The 20981-nt window shown below is 68.7% G+C and carries 24 protein-coding genes; 5 read left to right on the top strand and 19 right to left on the bottom strand.

Going from position 1 to position 20981, the window contains the following annotated elements; translation table 11 throughout:
* Nucleotides 1-5 precede the first annotated feature (5 nt).
* Genes A9973_RS13095 through A9973_RS13005 form a run of 19 tightly spaced genes read right to left on the bottom strand, consistent with a single transcriptional unit; the run spans nt 6 to nt 15845 of the window.
* Nucleotides 6-467 (bottom strand): GatB/YqeY domain-containing protein, encoded by a 462-nt coding sequence (locus A9973_RS13095; RefSeq protein WP_006226902.1) that lies wholly within the window; start codon nt 465-467, stop codon nt 6-8.
* 54 nt (nt 468-521) lie between these two features.
* Nucleotides 522-962: an excinuclease gene (locus A9973_RS13090; protein WP_183014197.1), complete on the bottom strand. Its 441-nt coding sequence runs from the start codon at nt 960-962 to the stop codon at nt 522-524.
* 48 nt (nt 963-1010) lie between these two features.
* Complete coding sequence (locus A9973_RS13085; protein WP_183014196.1) at nt 1011-2237, bottom strand: beta-ketoacyl-ACP synthase; 1227 nt, start codon at nt 2235-2237, stop codon at nt 1011-1013.
* Nucleotides 2237-2968: a 3-oxoacyl-ACP reductase FabG gene (gene fabG, locus A9973_RS13080; protein WP_183014195.1), complete on the bottom strand. Its 732-nt coding sequence runs from the start codon at nt 2966-2968 to the stop codon at nt 2237-2239. The genes A9973_RS13085 and fabG overlap by 1 nt, the downstream gene beginning before the upstream one ends.
* Entirely contained in the window at nt 2965-3426 is a 462-nt protein-coding gene (locus A9973_RS13075; RefSeq protein ID WP_183014194.1) for a hotdog family protein, read from the bottom strand. Before A9973_RS13075 ends, fabG begins: the two co-directional genes overlap by 4 nt.
* Nucleotides 3423-4622, bottom strand: a complete 1200-nt coding sequence (locus A9973_RS13070) for a beta-ketoacyl-[acyl-carrier-protein] synthase family protein (RefSeq protein WP_183014193.1) — start codon at nt 4620-4622, stop codon at nt 3423-3425. The genes A9973_RS13075 and A9973_RS13070 overlap by 4 nt, the downstream gene beginning before the upstream one ends.
* The gene (locus A9973_RS13065) at nt 4619-5173 is read right to left on the bottom strand and encodes a DUF3261 domain-containing protein (protein WP_183014192.1); all 555 of its coding nucleotides are present in this window, start codon (nt 5171-5173) and stop codon (nt 4619-4621) included. The genes A9973_RS13070 and A9973_RS13065 overlap by 4 nt, the downstream gene beginning before the upstream one ends.
* A gap of 8 nt (nt 5174-5181) precedes the next feature.
* Entirely contained in the window at nt 5182-6444 is a 1263-nt protein-coding gene (locus tag A9973_RS13060; protein WP_255469146.1) for an NAD(P)/FAD-dependent oxidoreductase, read from the bottom strand.
* Between the two features lie 27 nt (nt 6445-6471).
* Nucleotides 6472-8799: a hypothetical protein gene (locus A9973_RS13055; RefSeq protein ID WP_183014191.1), complete on the bottom strand. Its 2328-nt coding sequence runs from the start codon at nt 8797-8799 to the stop codon at nt 6472-6474.
* Nucleotides 8783-9406, bottom strand: a complete 624-nt coding sequence (locus A9973_RS13050; protein ID WP_220805497.1) for an outer membrane lipoprotein carrier protein LolA — start codon at nt 9404-9406, stop codon at nt 8783-8785. The genes A9973_RS13055 and A9973_RS13050 overlap by 17 nt, the downstream gene beginning before the upstream one ends.
* The gene (locus tag A9973_RS13045; protein WP_183014190.1) at nt 9403-9846 is read right to left on the bottom strand and encodes a thioesterase family protein; all 444 of its coding nucleotides are present in this window, start codon (nt 9844-9846) and stop codon (nt 9403-9405) included. The genes A9973_RS13050 and A9973_RS13045 overlap by 4 nt, the downstream gene beginning before the upstream one ends.
* Nucleotides 9839-10762, bottom strand: a complete 924-nt coding sequence (locus tag A9973_RS13040; protein WP_370539486.1) for a glycosyl transferase — start codon at nt 10760-10762, stop codon at nt 9839-9841. The genes A9973_RS13045 and A9973_RS13040 overlap by 8 nt, the downstream gene beginning before the upstream one ends.
* Entirely contained in the window at nt 10759-11511 is a 753-nt protein-coding gene (locus A9973_RS13035; protein ID WP_183014188.1) for a glycosyltransferase family 2 protein, read from the bottom strand. The genes A9973_RS13040 and A9973_RS13035 overlap by 4 nt, the downstream gene beginning before the upstream one ends.
* The gene (locus A9973_RS13030) at nt 11498-13234 is read right to left on the bottom strand and encodes an AMP-binding protein (RefSeq protein WP_255469145.1); all 1737 of its coding nucleotides are present in this window, start codon (nt 13232-13234) and stop codon (nt 11498-11500) included. Before A9973_RS13030 ends, A9973_RS13035 begins: the two co-directional genes overlap by 14 nt.
* A complete protein-coding gene (locus tag A9973_RS13025; RefSeq protein ID WP_183014187.1) occupies nt 13198-13746 on the bottom strand; it encodes a hypothetical protein in 549 nt (182 codons plus the stop codon). Before A9973_RS13025 ends, A9973_RS13030 begins: the two co-directional genes overlap by 37 nt.
* Nucleotides 13743-13997 (bottom strand): acyl carrier protein, encoded by a 255-nt coding sequence (locus A9973_RS13020; protein ID WP_039883125.1) that lies wholly within the window; start codon nt 13995-13997, stop codon nt 13743-13745. The genes A9973_RS13025 and A9973_RS13020 overlap by 4 nt, the downstream gene beginning before the upstream one ends.
* A 17-nt stretch (nt 13998-14014) precedes the next feature.
* A complete protein-coding gene (locus A9973_RS13015; RefSeq protein ID WP_183014186.1) occupies nt 14015-14275 on the bottom strand; it encodes a phosphopantetheine-binding protein in 261 nt (86 codons plus the stop codon).
* Nucleotides 14276-14280: 5 nt separating this feature from the next.
* Entirely contained in the window at nt 14281-15120 is an 840-nt protein-coding gene (locus A9973_RS13010; protein ID WP_183014185.1) for a 1-acyl-sn-glycerol-3-phosphate acyltransferase, read from the bottom strand.
* The gene (locus A9973_RS13005; RefSeq protein WP_183014184.1) at nt 15117-15845 is read right to left on the bottom strand and encodes a beta-ketoacyl synthase chain length factor; all 729 of its coding nucleotides are present in this window, start codon (nt 15843-15845) and stop codon (nt 15117-15119) included. Before A9973_RS13005 ends, A9973_RS13010 begins: the two co-directional genes overlap by 4 nt.
* Before the next feature lie 134 nt (nt 15846-15979).
* On the opposite strand from A9973_RS13005, the gene A9973_RS13000 reads away from it, so the two are divergent.
* The 5 genes from A9973_RS13000 to A9973_RS12980 all read left to right on the top strand — a co-directional run bounded on the left by A9973_RS13000 (nt 15980) and on the right by A9973_RS12980 (nt 20934).
* Nucleotides 15980-16621 (top strand): 4'-phosphopantetheinyl transferase superfamily protein, encoded by a 642-nt coding sequence (locus tag A9973_RS13000; RefSeq protein WP_220805496.1) that lies wholly within the window; start codon nt 15980-15982, stop codon nt 16619-16621.
* A 90-nt stretch (nt 16622-16711) separates the two neighbouring features.
* Nucleotides 16712-17929 carry an NO-inducible flavohemoprotein gene (gene hmpA / locus A9973_RS12995; RefSeq protein ID WP_183014182.1) on the top strand — a complete coding sequence of 406 codons (1218 nt, stop codon included), beginning with the start codon at nt 16712-16714 and terminating at the stop codon, nt 17927-17929.
* A gap of 57 nt (nt 17930-17986) precedes the next feature.
* The gene (locus tag A9973_RS12990; RefSeq protein WP_183014181.1) at nt 17987-18424 is read left to right on the top strand and encodes an Rrf2 family transcriptional regulator; all 438 of its coding nucleotides are present in this window, start codon (nt 17987-17989) and stop codon (nt 18422-18424) included.
* Between the two features lie 150 nt (nt 18425-18574).
* Nucleotides 18575-19822: a D-amino acid dehydrogenase gene (locus A9973_RS12985; RefSeq protein ID WP_183014180.1), complete on the top strand. Its 1248-nt coding sequence runs from the start codon at nt 18575-18577 to the stop codon at nt 19820-19822.
* Nucleotides 19823-20007: 185 nt separating this feature from the next.
* The gene (locus A9973_RS12980; RefSeq protein ID WP_183014179.1) at nt 20008-20934 is read left to right on the top strand and encodes a DMT family transporter; all 927 of its coding nucleotides are present in this window, start codon (nt 20008-20010) and stop codon (nt 20932-20934) included.
* The last annotated feature ends 47 nt before the right edge of the window (nt 20935-20981 follow it).

Raw genomic sequence — 20981 nt, 5'->3', positions numbered from 1 at the left:
CCGGATCAGGCCAGGCGGGCCTTCACTTGCTGGGACAGCGCGGTCATGTCGGCGCGGCCCGCCAGCGCCTGCTTCAGCAGCGCCATGACCTTGCCCATGGCGGGGGCGCCGGTCACACCTTGCGCGGCCACTTCGGCCAGGGCGGCGTCGATGGCGGCGGCCACTTCCTCGGGGCTGGCGGCTTGCGGCAGGAACTCTTGCAGCACGGCCATTTCGGCCTTTTCCTGATCGGCCGTTTCCGTGCGGCCGGCCTGTTCGAACGCGGCGATCGATTCGCGGCGCTGCTTGACCTGCTTTTCGATGATGGCGGTGATTTCGGCGTCGGTCAGGTCGCGGCGTTCGTCCACTTCCTTCTGCTTGACGGCAGCCAGCAGGAAGCGCAGCGTCGTCAGGCGCTCGGCGGCCTTGGCGCGCATCGCGTCCTTGACGGAATCAGAGAGGCGGGTCTTGAGCGTAGCAGTGCTCATCGGGGAACCTTTTGTGTGGTGTTGCGGCAAACCGGAAGTGTAAACCGGGCGGGCCTATTTCAATTGGGTCAGATCGCCGCGCAGCGCCACGCCGGCGACCACGGCGCCAGCATGGCATTCGTAGTCGGTCTTGCTGGTGTATTCGTTTTTGCGATAGTAGCTGACGATATTGGTCACGGCGTTCGCGTTGGCCTTCTTGGCCGCTTCGTGCAGGACGATGACCGCGGACTGGGCCGCCCACTCGCAGGCCTCGGCGTCCTTCTTCGCAAACGCATTGGTCTTGCGGTTGGTCACGACGCCGGCTTCCAGGACCCGGCCCTTGGGGCCCGTGCCCGCCAGGTAGAACTTGACGCTTCCGTCGATCTTGCCGGCGGCAAGCGCCGCATCGACGGCTGGCTGCAAGGGCAGGAACACCGTGCGGTCGGCGGCCAGCGCCTGCGCCGAGCAAGCCAGTGAAAGGGACAGAACCCCTAGCAGCCTGGTAGTGAAAGTCATCGAACGCGCTCCGTGAAGAGAAGTTGGAAAGTGGCGGGCGGGCAGGGTTCAGTGCCAGCGCCGGAAAATAAGGGAAGTATTGATGCCGCCGAAGGCGAAATTGTTGTTCATGACGTACTCGTTGCTCATGCGGCGGCCTTCGCCCTGCAGGTAATCGAGTTCGCCGCAACGGGGGTCGACGTTGCGCAGGTTCAGCGTGGGGGCGTACCAGTCGCTGTTCAGCATCTCGATGCTGAACCAGGATTCCAGCACGCCGCAAGCGCCCAGCGTATGGCCCAGGTAGCTCTTTTGCGAACTGATGGGCATCCGGTTGCCGAACAGGCTGTGCGTGGCTTGCGTTTCGGCGATGTCGCCTTGTTCGGTCGCCGTGCCGTGGCCGTTCACGTAGCCGATGGCCTGCGGCGGCAGCGCGGCATCCGCCAGCGCCATTTCCATGGCGATGCGCATGGTGCTGGCCTCGGGGCGGGTGATGTGCGTGCCGTCCGAATTGCTGCCGAAACCCACGATCTCGGCGTGGATGCGGGCGCCGCGGGCCAGGGCGTGGTCCAGCGATTCCAGCACCAGCATGCCGCCGCCTTCGCCGATCACCAGTCCGTCGCGGTCGCGGTCATAGGGGCGGGGCGTGAGTTCCGGCGTGTCGTTCTGCTGGCTGGTGGCGTAAAGCGCGTCGAACACCAGCGCTTCGCTGGCGCAGAGCTCTTCCGATCCGCCGGCCAGCATCATTTCCTGGCGGCCATAGCGGATGGCCTCGAAGGCGTAGCCGATGCCCTGGCTTCCCGACGTGCAGGCGCTGGACGTCGGGATGATGCGGCCTTTCAGTTCGAAGAAGATGCCGACGTTGGCCGCGGTGGTGTGCGGCATCATGCGAACGTACGAATTGGCGTTGAGGTCGTCGGTGACGCCATTGAGCAGCATGTTGCCGAAGGCGCGGATTTCGGCCGTGCTGCCGACGGAGGATCCACAGGCCACGCCCATGCGCCCATCGGCGATGGTCGGGTCGCCCAGCAGCGCGGCGTCCGCCAGCGCCAGTTCGGCGGCGCGGACGGCCAATTGCGAGACGCGCCCCATGCTGCGCAATTGCTTGCGGGTCCAGTGCGCGGGCACCTGGAAATCTTCCACGGGGCCCGCCAGCCGGGTGTTCAGCTCGGGGAACCGGGACCAGTCGGGCATGTGCCGGATCGCGCTGCGGCCCGACGCGAACGCCTGCTGCACGCGGGCCCAGTCGGAACCGAGCGCGCTGATGCCGGCCATGCCGGTAATGACGACGCGCTTCATCAGCACAATCCTCCGTTGACGGCGATGACCTGGCGCGTGATGTAGGCGGCACCCGGCGACATCAGGAACACGACGGTGGCGGCCACCTCTTCGGGGCGCCCCATGCGTTGGGCCGGCACCGCTTTCAGGATCTCCTGCACGGGCACGTGCTCGTCGATCATATCGGTGTCGATCAGGCCGGGGGCGACGCAATTGACGGTGATCTGGCGCTTTGCCAGTTCCACGGCCAAGGCTTTGGCGGCGCCGATCAGTCCGGCCTTGGACGCGCTGTAGTTGACCTGGCCGCGGTTGCCGATCAGGCCCGACACCGAGGCCATGCAGACCACGCGCCCCGCGGCGCGGCGCCGGATCATCGGCATGGCGAGCGGGCTGAGCACGTTGTAGAAACCGTCCAGATTCGTGCGCAGCACCTGATCCCAGTCGTCGCCCGTCAGGGCGGGGAAGGCGCCGTCGCGCGTCAGGCCGGCGTTCAGCACGACGCCGTAGTAGGCGCCATGGGCATCCACATCCGCTTGCAGGACGGCCGCGCACTGCGCGCGGTCCGCCACGTCGAACTGCAGGATGCGGGCCTGGCGGCCGCGTGCCAGGACATCGGCCTGCACGGCTTCGGCCTGCTCGCGCTGCTGGCGGCAATGCAGCACCAGGTCATGGCCGGCGTCGGCCAGGGCCAGCGCGATGGCGCGGCCGATGCCGCGGCTGGAGCCGGTTACGAGGATGGGGGCAGCGCTCATTGAGGGGGGGCTTCCTGGATAAATGCGGTGGAATCTTGGGGCTGATAGACATTCAGCCGGGCCTGGGCCAGCAAGCGGGCATCGTCGCGCAGTTCGCATTCGAAGACGCTCATGCCGCTGGCGTCGATCAGGCCGCGTTGGACATGGATGCTCAATGCCGCGCCGGCTGGCAGGCGGTCGGCGTGGCATTCGTAGCGCCGGGTGCCCAGCAGAAAGCCCAGCTTGACGGCGTCGCCCGCCTGGCGCGCCTGGCAGCCGGCCCAGGCGCCCACGGCCTGCGCCATGAGTTCCATGCCCAGCCACGGCGGCAGCGAGCCGTCGGGCAGCGAATAGGGGCCGGGCCGGACGACGGCGCGCGCGCTCAGGCTGTCGGCGTCGTAGGCTTGCACGGCGTCGATCAGGATCATGTTGCCGGCGTGCGGCAACAGGCTGTCGACGGGCCAGGGGCAGGCGTTCATGGACGGGCTCCGAGGATCAGGCTGGCGTTGTTGCCGCCGAAGGCGAAAGAGTTGCTCATGGCGATGCGCGGCCGGCCCTGGGCGTAGCGGTGCCGGGCGGTCGTGAAGTCCAGCGCGGGCAGCGCGGGATCCGGCTGGCCGTCCCAGACATGCGGCATCAGGCGGCCGCCGGCATTGCCCGGCGACAGCGTGATCCAGGCCAGCGCGGCTTCCATGGCGCCCGCGGCGCCCAGGGTGTGGCCGGTCAGCGCCTTGGTGGACGCGCAGGGCACGCCTTCGGGGAACACGGCGTGCATGGCCTGGCTTTCCATGGCGTCGTTGTGCGCGGTGCCCGTGCCGTGCAGGTTGACCCAACCGATGTCGGCGGGCGAAACGCCGGCGGATTGCAGGGCGGCCTGCATAGCCAGGCGCGCGCCGGCGCCGGAGGGTTCGGGCGCGGACATGTGCCAGGCGTCGGAACTGGCCCCGCCGCCCAGCAGGGCGACCGCGTGCGCATCGGCGGCCTCGCGTTCCATCAGGAACAGGACGCCGGCCTCGCCGATGTTGATGCCGCGGCGGTTGGCCGAGAACGGCAGGCATAGCTTGTCGTCCACGGCTTCCAGCGTGGCGAAGCCATTGATCGTCAAGCGGCACAGCGTATCCGCGCCGCCGCAGACCACGGCGTCGCACAGGCCGGCGGCCAGCATCCGGTGCGCCGACAGCAGCGCGCGGGCGCTGGACGTGCACGCCGTCGACAGCGTGTAGGCCGGGCCGGACACGCCCAGGTGGGCGGCCAGGAACGACGCGGGCGAGGACAGGGCCTGGCGGCGGTAGTCGTAACTGGCGGGCCAGGCCCCGGCCGCCGCCAACTGGCGGAAGGCGGGCGCGTTGTCGTTGACGCCTGACGTGCTGGTGCCCAGCACGACGGCAACGCGGGACGGACCGTAGCGGTCGATGGCGCGTTGCAGCTGCGGTTCGATCCGGGCCGCGCAGGCCAGCAGCAATTGGTTGTTGCGGCTGTGGTGCTGCGCGGGCTGGGCGTCGGGGATCGGCGGCAAGGCGCCGGCGTAGCCGCCCAGTGTCAGGCTGCGGCCGTCCACCCATCCCGTTTGCGCGACCATGCCGCGCGTGTCGCCGTCAAACGCCGCTTGCGCGACGGCATCGATGCCGTCGCCCAGCGCGCAGACGATGCCGGGCGTGCCCAACCAGCTGTTCATGGCTGCTCCTTGAGGGGGGCGATCCGCCAGGTGACGCCGTCGGCGCCGGTGATGGAAAAGACGTCCGGGTCGGCAGCCTGCGGCCAGCGCACGGTCCAGCGCGCCGTGCCGCGGTCCCGCAAGCTGCGTTCGGCCGCGCCGTCGGCAGTCTGGCGCGCCTGCCAGGCGCCCGCGCCATAGGCGGCGTCAAGGTCCGCCTGCGGCGTCCAGGCGAACATCAGCGCGGCGAACAAGTCGCGGGCCTGGGCATTGGGCCGCAGGAACCCGTCATTGCGCCACTGCCCGTGCTCAAGCATCTGCCGGGCCTGGGGGACGCCCATCGGGTCGAACAACGACCAGCGCAGCGCGGCGCCCTCGCGCTGCACCACCAGCATCGTGTCCAGCGGCGGCTGGCCGTCGGCCGCTTGCACCACGTGCAGTTGGCGCGGCACGGTGAAGGCCGCGTCGCGCGCAGGGATGGGCGGCGCGCCGGCGCAGCCCGCCAGCAACGCGAGCGCAATCGCCGCGGCGACGGCGCGGCAGGTGGACAGGAAGGGCAGGCAAGTGCGCATGTCGGGGTTCAGGCCGGTTCCGCCTGCGCTTCGACGCCGCGGCAAAGTTCGCTCAGCATGCGCAGACGGCGTTGCGGACTGGCAACGAAAGGATTGGCGGTGTCCCAGGCGTAGCCCGCCAGGATCGAGCTGATCATGCGGCGGATGTCCGGCTGCGCGTTCTTGTAGAACACGACATCCTGGAATTCGCCGCTGTACCAGCCTTGCACATAGGCGCGGAACGTCTCGACCCCCACCATCAGCGGATCGGCGAAATCGCGCTGCCAGTCGACCGCTTCGCCGCCCAGTTGACGGTGCAGGGCGTCCGCGGCCAGCTTGGACGAGCGCAGGGCGATGGTGACGCCGGACGAGAACACCGGGTCCAGGAATTCGGCGGCGTTGCCCAGCAGCGCATAGCCCGCGCCATGCAGGCGCGTGACGCTGGCCGAATAGCCGCCGATGGTATTGGCCGGCGTATCCCATACCGCGTTCGCCAGGATGCGCTTCAGGTTGGGCGCGGCGTCGGCCATGGCGCGCAAGGTCGTCATCAGGTTTTCGTCGGGCGCGCCGAACAGGTCTTGCCCGCCGACCACGCCGAACGAGCAGCGGCCGTTCGAGAACGGGATCAGCCAATACCAGATGCCCGGTTGTTCGGGGTGGACGCTGATCAGGATCTTGTCGCGGTCGAAGCCGGGGTCGTCGATGTGGTCTTCGATGTGGGTGAAGATGGCCTTGCGCGGCGGCATCGACGAGGGGCGTTCAAGGTCCAGCAGGCGGGCCAGCACGCGGCCGTAGCCGCTGGCGTCCAGCACGAAGCGGCTCTTGACCTGATAGGTGCCGCCGTCGGCGCCGCGCACGTCCAGTACGGGGCCGTCGCCGCTGAAATCGGCCGCGGTGACTTCCTGCAGGTAGCGCACGTCCACGCCCTGGCGAGCAGCGTCGTCGGCCAGCACCTTGTCGAACTGCGCGCGTTGCACCTGGAAGGTGGTGCCCGGGCCGGCGCTGAATTTTTCGCGGAAGTCGAAGTAGGTGTATTCGTCGCCGCGCGCGAAGGCGGCGCCGTTCTTCACCTGGAAGCCCGCCGCGGCGACGGCAGGCATCATGCCGGCTTCTTCCACGAATTCCAGGCAGTGCGCCAGCAGGCTTTCGCCGATGGAAAAGCGCGGGAACTGCTGGCGTTCCAGCATCAGCACATCGTGCCCTTGCCGCTTGAGCAGGGCAGCGGCGACCGCGCCGGCGGGGCCGGCTCCGATGACGACGACTTCACGATGTTCCATGCGGGAGGTTTCCATGTCGGTTCCAAGAAAAGGGGATAGGGCTCAGGCCGCGCGCGGCGGGCGGATCCACGGGGCCCACAGCAATGAGAACGCGACGCCCAGGGCCACCGCCAGTCCGAAGTTGGCGATGGCCGGCGTCTGGCTGATGGCCAGCAGCCCGAACGACAGCAGCGTGGTAACGGCGCCCAGCAAGATGCCCACCAGGCTGGCTGCCGCGCCCGCGACGCGCTCATACATGAAGATGGCGTAGTCCACACCGATGGCGGAAACCAGCAGCAGGCCGAAGAGGCTGAACAAGGTCAGGGGCTGCCCCAGGTAGCCCAGCGCGGCCAGTGCGCAGGCGGTTGCCGCCAGCGGCACGGCCAGGATCCGCCAGGTGGCGGCGCGTCCCAGGGTCAGCAGCAGCAACACGGCGGCCACGGCGTAGGACAGCAGCTTGAGCTCGGCGGCTTCGACGCGGGTCGAGGCGAACATGCGGTTGAGTTCGCCGCTGCGGTCGACCAGCACGACACCGGGCAGGCCTTGCGCGATGCCGTCCAGCGCGGCGGCGTTGCGCAGCCCCAGCAGCGTGACCATGCCCGCCGCCTCGCCGTCGTGCACGCCCAACCATTGCGCGCGCCAGCGTTCGGCCAGCGGGCCTTGCAGGGCGCCGTCGATGGTGACCGCCGGCAGCGAGGCCATCGCCAGCAGTTCCTGGCGTAGCGCGTCGAAGGGGATGCCGATGTCGGTCAGCGGCTTCCAGACGTCGGGCTGCGAGGCCAGGGCGGCCAGCCGCTGGCCCAGCGCAAGCTGGTCCGCCGCGGGCGAGACCAACTGGCTAAGGGCGCTATAGGCGGCCAGGTCGCCGCGTTTGACCAGGGCATCCAGTTTTTCGGCGACCTGGGATTGGCGGCGCAGCAGCGCGTCGGCGTTGTCGGCGCGCACCAGGAAAAACTGGCTGGTCGGCGTAAAGCCGGTGATGTCGCCGATCTGGCGCGCTTGCTGCAGCAGGGGCGCGGGCAGGCTCAGCCATTGGCGCAGGTCGTCCTGGATGGCGAGCCGGCCAAGGCCGCCGGCGGTTGCCGCGGCCAGCATCAGCGCGCCGACGGCAAGCAGGGCGCGCCGGCCAGCCAGACGCTCGCGCAGGCGCAACGCCGCGTCGGCCGCGCGTAGCAGCGGCGGCCAGGGGCGGGGGCGCCAGCCGTCCATCCAGGCGGGCAACTGGCACACCGTGCAGGCGTAGGCGCCCAACAAGCCGGCGGCCGAGAACACGGCGGTCTGGGTCAAGGCGGGAAAGGGCGTGAAGGCGAGTGCGATGTATCCCACCAGGCTCGCGGCCAGGCTGATCGTCAGGCCGGGCAAGACGCGGCGCAGCGCCGGCCACGCCCGCCAGTCGGGCATGCCGTAGCTTTTGCCGAGCCAGTGCATGGGGAAGTCGACCGCCACCCCGATCAGGCTGGCGCCGATCACCAGCGTCAGCACATGGATCGAGCCGAACACCGCGACGCAGGCCACGGCGCCGGTCAACAGGCCCACCGCGACCGGCACGAACGCCAGCAAGGCGCGCACGCGGCGCAAGGCCAGCAGCAGCACCAGCACGATGCCGACCATGGCGATGGAGCCGATCCAGGAACTTTCCGCCACGGCCTGCGCCCGCCCGGCCGCAGCGTACAGCGGGCCGCCCGCCACCAGCAATTGCGCGCCGCTGGCGAGCAGCGCCTGACGATCCTGATCGATCTGCGCGGAGATGCCCTGCGGCGCGTCGCTGTCGAAGGCGTCGGCCCGGGTTTCGGCGCGCACCAGCACCCAGCGCTTGCCGTCGTGGTCGGCCTGCAGCGTGCCGGTGCCCATGTCGTACTGCACCGCGCCGCCCGGGCGCAGCGCCTGCTCGGCGCGGCGCGTCAGGCCCAGCCAATCCTGGTCGGCGGGCACCAGGCCGGAAGACGAAAAGGGATCGGACAATTCGCGCGCGCGCCGCTGGGCGTAAGCGGCGGGGTCTGCCGTCAATTGCTCGCGGTCGGCTGCCGGCAGCATGGCAAGGCGGCCGGCAAGCAGTTGTGCGCGCAACGCCGGAACGTCCACATTCAGTTCGACCTGCACGGACGCGAACAGTCCGCTGCGGGTCCAGCGTTCGGCCAACAATCGCGCGGGCGCCACGGGGTCTGCATCGGGCGGCGCGGCGGCCAGCGCCACCAATTGGCGCGACAGCGGTTCCTGGATGCGGGCTTCAGCCAGCTGGCGCGTGGCGTCGGCCGTTGCCTGCGGCACCAGCTCCATCAGGTTGGCGGATACCGGCCATCCGTTGCGGCACTGCCAGGCGCCGGCGCAAAGCACCAGCAGCAAGCCCAGCTTGAACAGCCGCGGCAGCCAGCGTTCAATCGGAAAACGCACGTTGCTCCTCGGGGGTCAATGCGTCGGCGGCCGCCGCGTCCGTCATCTGGAGGACGCTTCGGTCGCCTTGCGTTTCGCGCAGTTCGATGCGGTCGACAAGTTTGCCGCCGTTGATCTGGATGTTGTCGAAGATCTGGCGCAGCAAGGCCGAACGGGGCGTCAGCAGCAATTGCCAGGCATCGGCCTCGCCCGTCAGCGCCAAATCGAAGTTCTCTTGCAGCCCGCGGGTGTCGCCCGCCAGCACCGACAGGAACAAGCGGTTTTCGCGGCCCGACCCCGTCTGTTGCGGCAAGGCTTGCCAGGCGCCGGATTCGTCGCGCCGCGAAATGCCTCGCGCGTCGATGCGCAGGTCCTGGGCGATGGGCGTGCGCAGCAGCCACAGCAACCCTTTGCCGGCGGCCAGCGTGAAGTCGCCGCGGCTGGTCAGGGGCTGTGGCAGCGAACGCAGGAATTTCTGCTGCACGAAATGGCCGCGGACAACCGGCGTGGCGCGCAACTGGGCCTGCAAGTCGTTCAGGTCGAAGGCGCGGGCGGTCCAGGGCAGGGCGGCAAGCGTCAGCAGCAGAAACAGGCGCGTCGCCGTCTTCAGGAGAGCGGTGGACCTCATGCGGGGATCTCCAGGGATTGCAGCTTGCGTTGCACCGCGTCGACGAACACGGCGGGCGACGCCAGTTGCATTTCACGGGTCTCGATGCAGACCGCGACCTGTTCCGAGGTCGCGCGCGTCAGCCGGGTGCCGGTTGCCGCATCCAGGATCAGATAGTTGATCTTCAAGCGGTTTTCCCATTCGACCAGCTCGGCGCGCACCGTCAGGCGCTGGCCGAATTGGGCCGGTTGCGCGTAGCGCAGATGCATGTCGATCACCGGCCACGCGTAGCCGCTGGCGCGCATGGCGTCGTAGTTGTGGCCCAACTGGTCCAGCAGCTCGCAGCGCGCCTCTTCCAGGTACTTGACGTAGTGGCCGTGCCAGACGACGTTGAGCGAGTCGACATCGAAGAAGGGGACGCGGATTTCCACTTCCGCGCCGATAAGGCCTCGTTTACGCATCGTCTTTCCAGAAGGGGTAGAAGTTGAACCATTGCAGCGGCGCCTCGCGGCAATGCGCGGCCAGCCGGTCGGCATAGCGCTGCGCCCAATGGTCGATGCGCGCCTGGCGGGTGGCGCGCGTCCATTCGATGCCGTCGGACAGGCGTTCCATCGCGACGCGGTAGCGGGCGCCGTGCCGGGTGCAGAACAGCACGTTGACGGGGCAGCGCAGCAGGCCGGCCAAGAGCCAGGGCCCTTGCGGCAGCGGCGCGCAGGCGCCCAGGAACTGGACGGGCGTGGTGCGGTCGCCTTGCAGCGGCACCCGGTCGCCGGCGATGGCGAGCCATTCGCCGCGGTCCAGCCGTTGCGCCAGGTCCAGCATGGCGGGCGCATCCAGTTCGCTGACTTGAATCATGCGCGGCCCGCCGCCCGCCTCGGACAGAAGGCGGTTGAAGTGGACGGCGTGCTTGCTGTGGACCAGGACATTCAGCCGCAGCGCGCCGGACCGTTCGGCCAGGGCGCGGCAGACTTCGATGTTGCCCAGGTGCGAGCCCACCAGGATCTGGCCGCGGCCCGCGCCCATCTGCGCATGCAGTCCGTCAGGGTCGGTGATGTCCAGGTCGGACAGGTCGATCTTGCCTTGCCACACGTCCAGCTTGTCGAGCATGGCGTCGGCGAACGCCAGGTATTGGCGGTAGACGGGCGCCGTGCGCGGCAGCGGTGCGGGCAGGCCGCCGGTTTGCGACAGCCGGCGCTGGTATTGCGCGATGGCGCGCCGCGCGCGGCCGCCAAAGGTGTAGAAGTACAGCACCACCAGCCAGACCACGGGCGCGACGACGCGGCGGCCCAGGCGGCGGGCGGCCCACGCGGTCAGGCGCATCAACGCGGGGCTGCCGCGCTCGGCCTGGGCGGCCCAATGCGGATCGGCGGCGGTCACGGGCGCGGCCCCCGCGCCAGCCGGCGCCATAGCAGGGCGGGCGAACGGCCCAGCATGCCGAAGAACAGCCGCGCGTGCATGCGGCTGATCAGCAGGTTGTCGCGCAGGCCCTTGAAATGCGAAATGCCGCCTTCGGGGTAGACCACGCGCGTGGGCAACCACGCCATGGCGACGCCGCGCCAATGCAGGCGCACCAGGATGGCGATGTCGAAATCCATGCGGTGGCCCACGCGGGCGCCGTCGATCACCGGCAGCACTTGCGTCAGCGGGTAGACGCGGAAACCGCACATGGCGTCGGGGATGTCGAGGGACAGCGTATTGATCCAGACCCAGATCCGCGTCAGCCAGCGGCCGTACAGGCGGCTGCGCGGCACGTCGTCGCCGTAGACGGGCGCGCCGCAGATCACGGCCAGCGGCTGCGCCCGCGAGGCGCGGGCGAAGGCGGCGGCGTCAGGCAGCGCGTGCTGGCCATCGGCGTCCACCTGCAAGGCATGGGTGTATCCCAGCGCGGCGGCGGCGCGCAGGCCGTCCTGCACTGCGGCGCCCTTGCCGCCGTTCACGGCGCGGCGGACCAGATGGGTGCGGGGCAGCGCGGCCAGCGCGTCAAGCGCTGCCGCGCAGCCCGGTTCTGAGCCATCGTCCACCAGGACGCAAGGCAGGTCCTGCGCGGCCAGTTGCGCATGCACGGCCGCGACCGTGGCGCCGTGGTTGTAGACCGGGATGACCGCGCAGAGCTTATGTGCCGGCATCGCTGTCCGCCTGAAGAATGCGTCCCGAGGCGCAAGGCGCGTCGTCCACCGTGCAGGTGAAATACAGCTTCTGCTTCGTTTCGTCCCAGCGCAGCGCCATCACGGCGCGGTCGCCGGGACGCAGCAGCTTTTGGAACTTCAGGGCCTCCATGCCGCCGAAGCGCAATCCAGGATGGAGGCCGCGCTGCGCCAGCGATATCGCCCAACCGATCTGGACGACGCCGGGCACGACGGGCACCGACGGGAAATGTCCGCTGAAGTGCGCCAGGTCGTAGGGAATGTCGAGCGCAAAGCGGCGTTCGCCGGCGGGCTGGCCGGGCAGTTCCACCGCGACGGGGTCGACGGGGCGCGCGCCGGCCGCCGTGTCGAAGTCGGCCTGCGTCAGCTTGCCTTGGGCATTGGAGGGCAGGTGCGGGTAAAAGCGCCAGGCGCGCGGAATGGCCAGCGATTCGAAGCCTGCGGCCAAATGCGCGCGCAAGGCGTCCACGACCGCTTTGCGGCCCCGGTTGCGCAAGGCGTGCAGTCCGGTGGCGGACAGAGCGGCAAGGCCCGTCAGGCGCGCCGCGCCGGCAGGGCGGCCCAACCGGGCATCATCCACATAGGCGTGGCGCATCAGCGACTGCTCCAGCATGGGCAGCGAAATCCGCTTTTCTTCGATTTTGACGATGCGGTCCAGCCGCCCCAGCAACTGGAAGCCGCCGGGGGTAAGCTGCGCGCCGTCGGACGTCTGTTCGTCGGCCGGGTTCACCCACGGCGACTGCACGCGCAAGGCGCCCTCCGGGTTCAGGCCGACGGTGGCGCCGGGCAACGCTTGCCAATCGGCCGAGCCGGTGCGCCACGCCACGGCGCCGGTCTCCGAGCTGCCGTAGATTTCGGTGGGGCGCAGGCCCAGATCGCGTTCGATGGCGTCGGACACGTCGGGCGGCAAAGCGCCGCCCGAGGAGTGAATGCGGACGAGCCTGCCGCGCAACTGCGCCCAATCCAGCCGTTGCCCAAGGCGGCGCAATAGCGCGGGGCTGGCGATCCAGGTGAAGGACGGATAGCGCAGGCTGGCCTGCTGCAGCTCTTCGGGATAGTGCCGCTGGCGGCGGTCGACGCGCCGGCCCGCGCACAGCGGCCACAACACGCGGAACGGCAGGCCGTACATGTGCTGTGCAGAGACGCTGCCCAGCACCGGTACGTCCGGGCCAGGCCATTGCTGTTGCAGGGCGGCGACTTCCGCCGCCAGTTGCCGCCATTGCTTGACGAGGTGTTTGGGGGTGCCGCTGGACCCCGATGTGCACAGCACCAGGGTCAGGACGGGATCCAGCGCGGCGGGCGCCATCGCTTCCTGATCCTGCAGATCGGACAAGCGCCATTGCCGCGCCGCGGGCAGGGGCAGGTCCGTGTCCGTCAACCAGGCGTCGACGTCCGCGTCCAGCGTGGCGCAGGTCTGCGTCTGCGCATCGCCGGGCAGGACGGCGATCACGCCCGCGCGCCAGCAGGCGAACAGGGCGGTCGCCAGCGCCGCGGCGTCGTCGAACCACAGCGCAAGGCGTCGCGGCGAGCGCGCCTGCAACGCGCCGGCGGCCAACAGGCTGGCGTGCGCGAAGCCGGCGCGTGTCAGCGAAGGGTCGTCGGCGACCGGCACGCCGTCGGCATCAGCCGACGGCAGCAACAGGTGTTCCAGCGGTGTCCAGCGCATGCTCAGGCCGCCTTGGCGGCTGCCGGGCGCAGCAGCCATTCGCCCGCGATCAGCAGGCCCATCAGGCCGTAGCTGGCTGCGCCGTTGTAGGCGACCCACCAGCTCCAGGGCGCCCACGCGGCCAAGCCCGCCGCGATGGCGCCGTTCAAGGCGAAGAAGGCGCACCACACGCGCGTCACGTTGCGGGTATAGCGCACGCCTTCAGGGGGCAGGTCGGGGTGGCGCAGGCGCGCCAGTTGTTCGACGACCGGGCGGCCCACCCGCAGGCTGATACCGAAAACGGCAAGCATCATCGCGTTGACCAGCACCGGATACCAGCGTAGCCAGGCTTCCGAGTTCGACACGGCAAGCACCAGGCAGAAGGCGACGGCGACGGCAGGCAGCAGGCGTCCGCCGGGTTGCGCGGCGTGCGCGGTCAGGCCGCGCGCAAGCCACAGCACGGCCAGCGGCAGCGCCAGCCAGGCCGGATTCACGTGCCCCAGCGTCGCGTAGACGGCAAAGGGGTACGCGACGCCGGCGGCGGCAAGGCCGGCCGCGACGCCGCGCCTCATGCGTCGGGAGCCTGCTTTTGCCACATCGCCTGGACGACGTCTTCGACGGTGCGTACCGTGCGGAAATCGTTGGCATCCAGCTTGCGGCCGGTTTGGCGGCGGACGTGGTCGATCAGGTCGATGGCGTCGATGCTGTCGATCTCCAGGTCCGTATACAGGTTGGCTTGCGGCGTGACGCGTTCCGGTTCGATCTCGAAGAGTTCGACCAGCGCATCGCGCAGCGTATTGAAGATGTCCTCGCGGGTATGCATCGTGGACTCCGTATGCGTTAGGCGCGCCGTTGCGCGGTGACAAAGGCCGCCAGGCTATTGATGCTGGTGAAATGCTCGCGCATGTTGCGCGTTTCGGGATCGATGGTGATGCCGTAGCGCTTTTGTACCGCAAGGCCCAGTTCCAGCGCGTCGACCGAGTCCAGCCCGAGTCCGTCGCCGAAGAGCAGGGCGTCGGATGCGATGTCGCCAGGCGTCATGTCTTCCAGACCCAGCGATTCGATGACGAGCGTCTTGAGCTCAAGTTCCAATTCATTCATCCCGCTTAGACTCCGCTACCACCGCTTTGGGTGGGTTGTTCGTTCATGAGAGCGCCGGCCGGCGCATTGCGTGCCAGCTCGGTTTCGAAATAGGCATGTAGCCAGGCATTCATCTTGCGCCCGGCAATCGGCAGGGGGTGCGCGCTGCTCCACACGGCCGGGTCGATGTCGTCGCCCACCTGGATCACGTAGCGCATCCGGCGCGGCGGGATCCGGTACCAGGGCTCGCCTTTGGTCAGGCTGCGCGGCGTCATCTGGATGACCACGGGCGTCACGATGCGCGCCCCGCGCAGGGCGATGGCGCAGGCGCCGCGATGGAACTGCGGCGACGCGTCCGGGGGCGTGCGCGTGCCTTCCGGAAAGACGATCAGCGTTTCGCCATTGCGCAGCACGTCGGCCGCGCGGTCGAACATGTCGAAGCTCTCGTCGTTGGTGATGTAGCCGGCGTTGGCGATCGGGCCGCGCGTGAACGGGTTGGCGGCCAACCCGTGCTTGACGATGCAGTTGGCGTTCTTGACGTGGCCGACCAGGAATACGACGTCGAGCAGCGAAGGGTGGTTTGCCAGGATCATCTGCCCCGGCTTTCCCAGGCGTTCGGCGCCTTTGAATTCCACCGTCAGGATGCCGACGCGGACCATGAACCGGATGAAGAACTGGAAGGTGCGGTTCAGGGCCGAGCGCGCGCGGCGCTGGCGGTCCATCTTGCCGCCCGGCAACAGGCGCTGGGGCGGGAAGACCAGCACGCGCAGCAGCACGCCGCCCAGGCCAAACATCGTGAAGGCCATGCCGGTGGCGACCAGGCGCCAAAGCCAGAAGTCCTGCCGGGATTGCGTGGTGCTTGTCATGCGTTGCGTGTCCAGGTCCAGCGTCGGGCGTGATGCTGGTGCGCCCAGGCGGGCGTCCGCAGTGCCAGGTGGCGCAGCAGGTTCAGGGGGTTGGGCCAGGCTTGCGCGGCGTCAGGCTGCGCACCGTCCGTGGTGGCCGACATCGCCAGCGTCCATTCCGTGCCGGGACGCAGGTGGAACGCGGCCGCATAGGTGTACGGCGCGTCGTCGATCCAGGGGGCATAGGGGGCGGGCGGCCGTTCTTCCGCCAGCACCACCAGGACGTCTTCGTGGCCTTGGCCGAACAACAGGGCGCCTTCGATGAAGGCATGTTCAAGGCCATCGTCTTCGACGGAAAGGGCGATGGATTCGGCGGTTTCGCGGCGTATGATCGACCACTGCGCAGCGATGGCGTTGTGCACGGACAGGCCAAAGGCGGTGGGCGACAGGGGTTCATCGGCCGCCAGCGCTTGCAGCAGGCCGAAATTGCGTGTGGTTTCCCCGTGGCGCGACGCGAACACCAATGGCATGCCGGGGCGTTCCGCAGCCAGCGGCCACGCGCACTCGAACACCGCACGGGCCAGCGAACTGAGTCGGCGGCGCTGCATCGGCGGCAGGAAGTCCAGGCGGGGCGCGCGTTGATCCGCGAGGGGGCAGTAAGGATGTTCGGCCCACTGCAACCAGTCCGCGGGCGTCTCGATTCCTTGCGCCCACCCCTGCCATTGCGCGATTGAGAACGTCAACATAGCGCGCGATTCTACTATGCCGCTCGGGATTGATTTTGTTTTTGATGGTTACTTTGTAGCCATTTCGTCACGGTAAGCGGCTGTTTATCTGGAATAACTGGTTACTTGTTGCTGTGGAAATTCAGGAACTATTCATGTACTGGGCGGACCAAAGCGCCGCCGTTCTCTATCAAGAGAAAGATCTGTCGGCCGAGGATGTCCACCGGGCGCCGGGGAGCGGCAGCCGCCAGGCGCGACGGGACGACTGGCAGGTCAGCCGCGCCTTGCTGCACGAGGCCAGGCGATCGATGGCGCCAGGCGCCGTCCTGTCGCTGAGCCACAGCGGCGGCCATGCCGTTTGCGCCCAGGCGCCCGCTGGCTGGAGGCTGGGGGCTGACCTGGAGCGCATGCGCGCGCGCGACGTCCCGCGATTGGCGGCGTGGATCTGTTCGCCTGCCGAAGCCGCGGCGCTGGCGGCGCTGGAGGGCGCTGCGCAGTTGGCGCGCTTCTATCTGCTGTGGACCTTGAAAGAAGCCTTCATCAAGGCGGCCGGCCTGGATTTTCCGGCCGACATGGCGTCGGTCGGCCTGATGCCGGACGCGCGCGGCGGATGGCGCCTGAACGCGCCGGCAGGCGCGTGGCGGGCGTGCAGCTGGCGGGTGGGGGATGCGTGGATGGCGTCGATGGTCTGGCTGGCACCAAGTGATAACGCAATGTCACCGCAGTGGAGGACGGTAGCGGCGTGCCCGTTGCCGCCAGTGACGCTTATCGGTCATTGGCAGTCTGCCGGGGCATGATCGCGCCAGCGTAATTTGCCTGGCGCTTTTAAAGATGTATTATAAATGCATCTTTAAAAGCGAGCCCGCTCGCAACGCAAGGAGCCCCTGATGTTGAGCCCCCAAATCCGTGCGCTGGTCAAAGCCACGGCCCCCGTCCTCAAGACGCATGGCGTAGCGCTGACGCGCCATTTCTATGCGCGCATGTTCGAGCACAACCCCGAACTGAAGCACATCTTCAACCAGGCCCATCAAGCCGGCGGCCAGCAGCAGCACGCGCTGGCGGGCGCGGTCACGGCCTACGCCGAACACATCGACGATCCTTCCGTGCTGATGCCTGTTGTGACTCGCATCGTGCACAAGCACGTCAGCCTGGGTATCCGGCCCGAGCACTACGCCATCGTGGGCAAGCACTTGCTGGCCTCCATCCGCGAGGTGCTGGGCGAGGCCGCGACCGACGAGCTGGTCGACGCCTGGGGCGCCGCCTATGGCCAATTGGCGGATCTGCTGATCGGCGAAGAGGCGCGGTTGTATGCCGAATCGGCCGGAAAGCCGGGCGGCTGGACGGGCTGGCGCGCATTCCGCGTGGTCGGCAAGCAGGCCGAAAGCGCTGAAATCACGTCGTTCTACCTGGCGCCGTCCGATGGCGGCGCCGTGCCCGGGTACCAGCCGGGCCAATACGTGTCGGTGCGCGTCTACGTGCCCGAACTGGGGCTGATGCAGCCGCGCCAATACAGCTTGTCGGATGCGCCTGGGCAGGACCGCCTGCGCATCTCGGTCAAGCGCGAACCGGCCGGGGCGCAGACGCCGGCGGGCCGCGTGTCCAATGCCCTGCATGACCGCCTGGAAGAGGGCGGCGTGCTGGACGTGGCGCCGCCGCAGGGGGATTTCCATCTGAAGACGGACAGCGACGCGCCCGTCGTGTTGCTGAGCGGCGGCGTGGGGCTGACGCCGATGGTGTCGATCCTGAACCACCTGGTGCGCAACAACGATGCGCGCCAGATCCGCTTTGTGCACGGCTGCCGCAACCGATCGGTGCATGCCATGAAAGACCACGTCAACCGCATCGCCGCCGAACGGGACAACGTGCGCAAGTCGGTGTTCTATGAAGAGATCGGCCGCGACGACGAACCGGGGCGCGACTACGACCACGCCGGCCGCCTGGACTTGCGGGCCATCCGCGACGACGTCATCGTGCCCGGCGCGGACTACTACCTGTGTGGACCCGCGCCGTTCATGCTGGCGCAGCGCGAAGCCCTGCTGGCGATGGGCGTGGGGCCTGACCGTATCCATGCCGAAGCGTTCGGCACCGGCGGCGCGCCGGCCTGACGGGTGTATTCTGGCGGCCTGATCCGCCTGGGCCGCCAGGCACCCGTCCTCTCTCTTATGCAACTGACCCGATTCACCGACTTCGGCTTGCGCGTGCTGATGTATCTGACGCAATGCCGCGACCGGCCCGCCGCCGTCACCATCCCGGAGATCGCGGGGCGCTTCGACGTGTCCCGCCATCACCTGGTCAAGGTGGTGCACTTCATGGCGCAGCGGGAATGGGTCAGCACGGCGCGCGGCAAGGGCGGCGGCCTGAACCTGGCGCGGCCGGCCTCGGACTACCAGGTGGGCGACCTGATCCGCGAACTGGAACAGCAGGGGCCCTTGATCGATTGCCGCGAGCCGCCCTGTGCCCTGGACGGCTCCTGCCGCCTGTCGGGCGTGCTGGCGCAGACGCTCAACGCCTTCTACGACGCGCTCAACGGCTACACGCTGGCCGACCTGGTGCGCGATCCCACAGCCGCGGCGATCATCAAGCTGCATCGCGCCGCCTGAGGCGGGACATGACGTTTTGTTATGGATGCTGCCGGGTTTGGCATTTGCCGCCTGCGCGTCCAACACTCCAGAATGAGGCTGTTCCCCATTTCTTGCTTTGGGGCGCTCCCCCCGATGGGGCGGTAAACAGACTTCTTTCAGAGGGCAGGCATGCGCGTTTGCGTAATCGGTGCGGGCGTCGTTGGCGTGACGTCCGCCTATTTCCTGGCGCGCCAGGGTCACGATGTCGTGCTGGTGGACAGCCAGGCGCGCCCGGCGGAGGTGTCCAGCTACGCCAATGGCGGCCAGCTCAGCTATAGCTACGTGGCGCCGCTGGCCGGCCCGGGCGTGTTGCCCAGCGTGCCCGGCTGGCTGCTGCGCGAGGATTCCCCGTTGCGTTTCCGGCCCAGGCTGGATCCGCATCAATGGCGCTGGTGCCTGCAGTTCGCGCTGGCGTGCCGCGCGTCGGTCGCCCGCGCATCGACGGCCCAATTGCTGGGCCTGTCCTACCTGAGCCGCGACGTCATGCATACCTTGCTGGCGCAGGAAGACCTGGATTTCGGCCATTTGAAGAACGGCAAGCTGATTGCCTACCGCAGCGCGGCCTTGCTGGACAAGGCGCGCGCGCTGGTGACGTACCAGGCCGGGCACGGCGCGGACCAGCAGGTGCTGGACGCCGCCCAGACGCTGGCGATGGAACCCGCGCTGACCGCCATGGGCGACAAGCTGGCCGGCGCCATCTACACCCCCAGTGAAGAGGCGGGCGACTGCCGCCAGTTCACCGAAGCCTTGTTCGACCGCCTGCAGGCGCTGGGCAACGTGGAATGCGCCATGTCCAATCCCGTGTCCGGCTTGCAGCGCGAAGGCCGCCGCATCGTGGCCGTGAACACGCGGGACGGGGACATCGGCGCCGACGCCGTCGTGCTGGCCACCGGCGTGGGCACGCGCGCCTTGCTCAAGCCGCTGGGGCAGGATGTGCCCTTGTACCCGTTGAAGGGCTACAGCTTGAGCGTGCCGCTGTCGGCGGATGACGCCGTCGCGCCGCGCATCAGCGTGACGGACTATGAACGGCGCATCGTCTACGCCCGTGTGGGCGGCGTGCTGCGGATCGCGGCCATGGTCGATATCGGCAGCGCCAACGCCGATATCGAACCGTCCCGCGTGGATCTGCTGAAACGGCAGGTGCGCGAGGCTTTTCCGGGGCTGGACTTGCGCCAGGCCATCCCTTGGGCCGGCCTGCGTCCCGCCACGCCGACGGGCAAGCCGCTGATCGGGCGCAGCGCCGCTGCCGACAACCTGTGGCTGAACATCGGGCAGGGCGCGTTGGGCTTCACCCTCGCTTGCGGCAGCGCGGCCTTGCTGACCGCGCAGATGGCCGGTCTGGAGTTGCCGCTGGACCCGGCGCCGTTCCGGCCGTGATTGCCGCGGGGACCGGAATGGCCGGCTTGGCGGGACCGGTCGGAATGTCCATTTTGCGATAGCTGCTGCCTTTTCATCGGCAGACGGGCCCGTGCGCGCTCAATAGGATAGCGGTCACCCCGTGCCATCCGCCTTGGCGGCGCTGGTTCCGGGGGATCCGATCCCCTCCTGCGAGCGTATTTATCATGTCCTACCTGTTCCCCTTGTTCGCCATCCTGTTCTGGGCGGGCAATGTCATCGTGTCCAAGCTGGCGGCCAGCGCCATTTCGCCCACGGCGATCACGTTCTACCGCCTGGTGCTGGCGCTGTTCCTGATGAGCCTGTTCACGGCCCGCCCGGCCTGGCGCAACCGCAAGGCCATCCTGCGGCACTGGCCCAAGCTGGCGCTGTACGGTGCCTTGTCCTCGGCCGTGTTCCAGGCGCTGTCGTATCGCGCGGCCGAAACGACCACCGCCACCAACATGGCCATCCTGACGGCGCTGATCCCGTTGCTGAGCATGCTGCTCAGCGTCGTCATCCTGCGCGACCCCCTGACGCTGGGCATGGCCGCGGGCGGCGTGATGTCGTTCCTGGGGCTGCTGTACCTGGTGGGGCAGGGCGACATGCTCAGCGTGTTCCAGCACGGCATCCATGCGGGCGACGGCCTGATGCTGCTGGCCGCCTTGTCGTACGCGTTGTATGGCGTGCTGCTGCGCCACTGGAAAGTGCCGGTCCCCGCCTGGCAGTCCACCTTCGTGCAGTCGATGTTCGCGCTGCTCTACATGCTGCCGCTGTACCTGCGCGTGCCGGCCGCGCAGGCGGCGCTGGACGTCAACACCATTCCCCTGATCCTCTATGCCGGCATCTTTTCGTCGGTGCTGCTGTCGTACCTGTGGATCGAAGGCGTGCACCGGCTGGGCCCCAACCGATGCAGCATTTTCATCAATCTGCTGCCGCTGTTCACGGCGCTGGCGGCGTTCGTCATGCTGCGCGAGCAACTGCACGCCTACCACGTGCTGGGCGGCGCGGTGACGCTGGCGGGCGTGCTGCTGGCCCAGACGGTGCAGCGGCCCCTGGTGCGCCGGGCACCGGCCGGAACGCTTGCGGCCGCAGCCGCAGCCGGCAAACGCTAGCGCGCGGGTTCACGGGCGTTCAATACAGGCGCGCCCCGCTGCGCAAT

It is taken from the genome of Achromobacter sp. UMC46, from assembly GCF_014170335.1.
Lineage (GTDB): Bacteria > Pseudomonadota > Gammaproteobacteria > Burkholderiales > Burkholderiaceae_B > Achromobacter.
The sequence above is the reverse complement of the archived record's forward strand: the minus strand, read 5'-3'. Positions and strand labels throughout refer to the sequence as shown.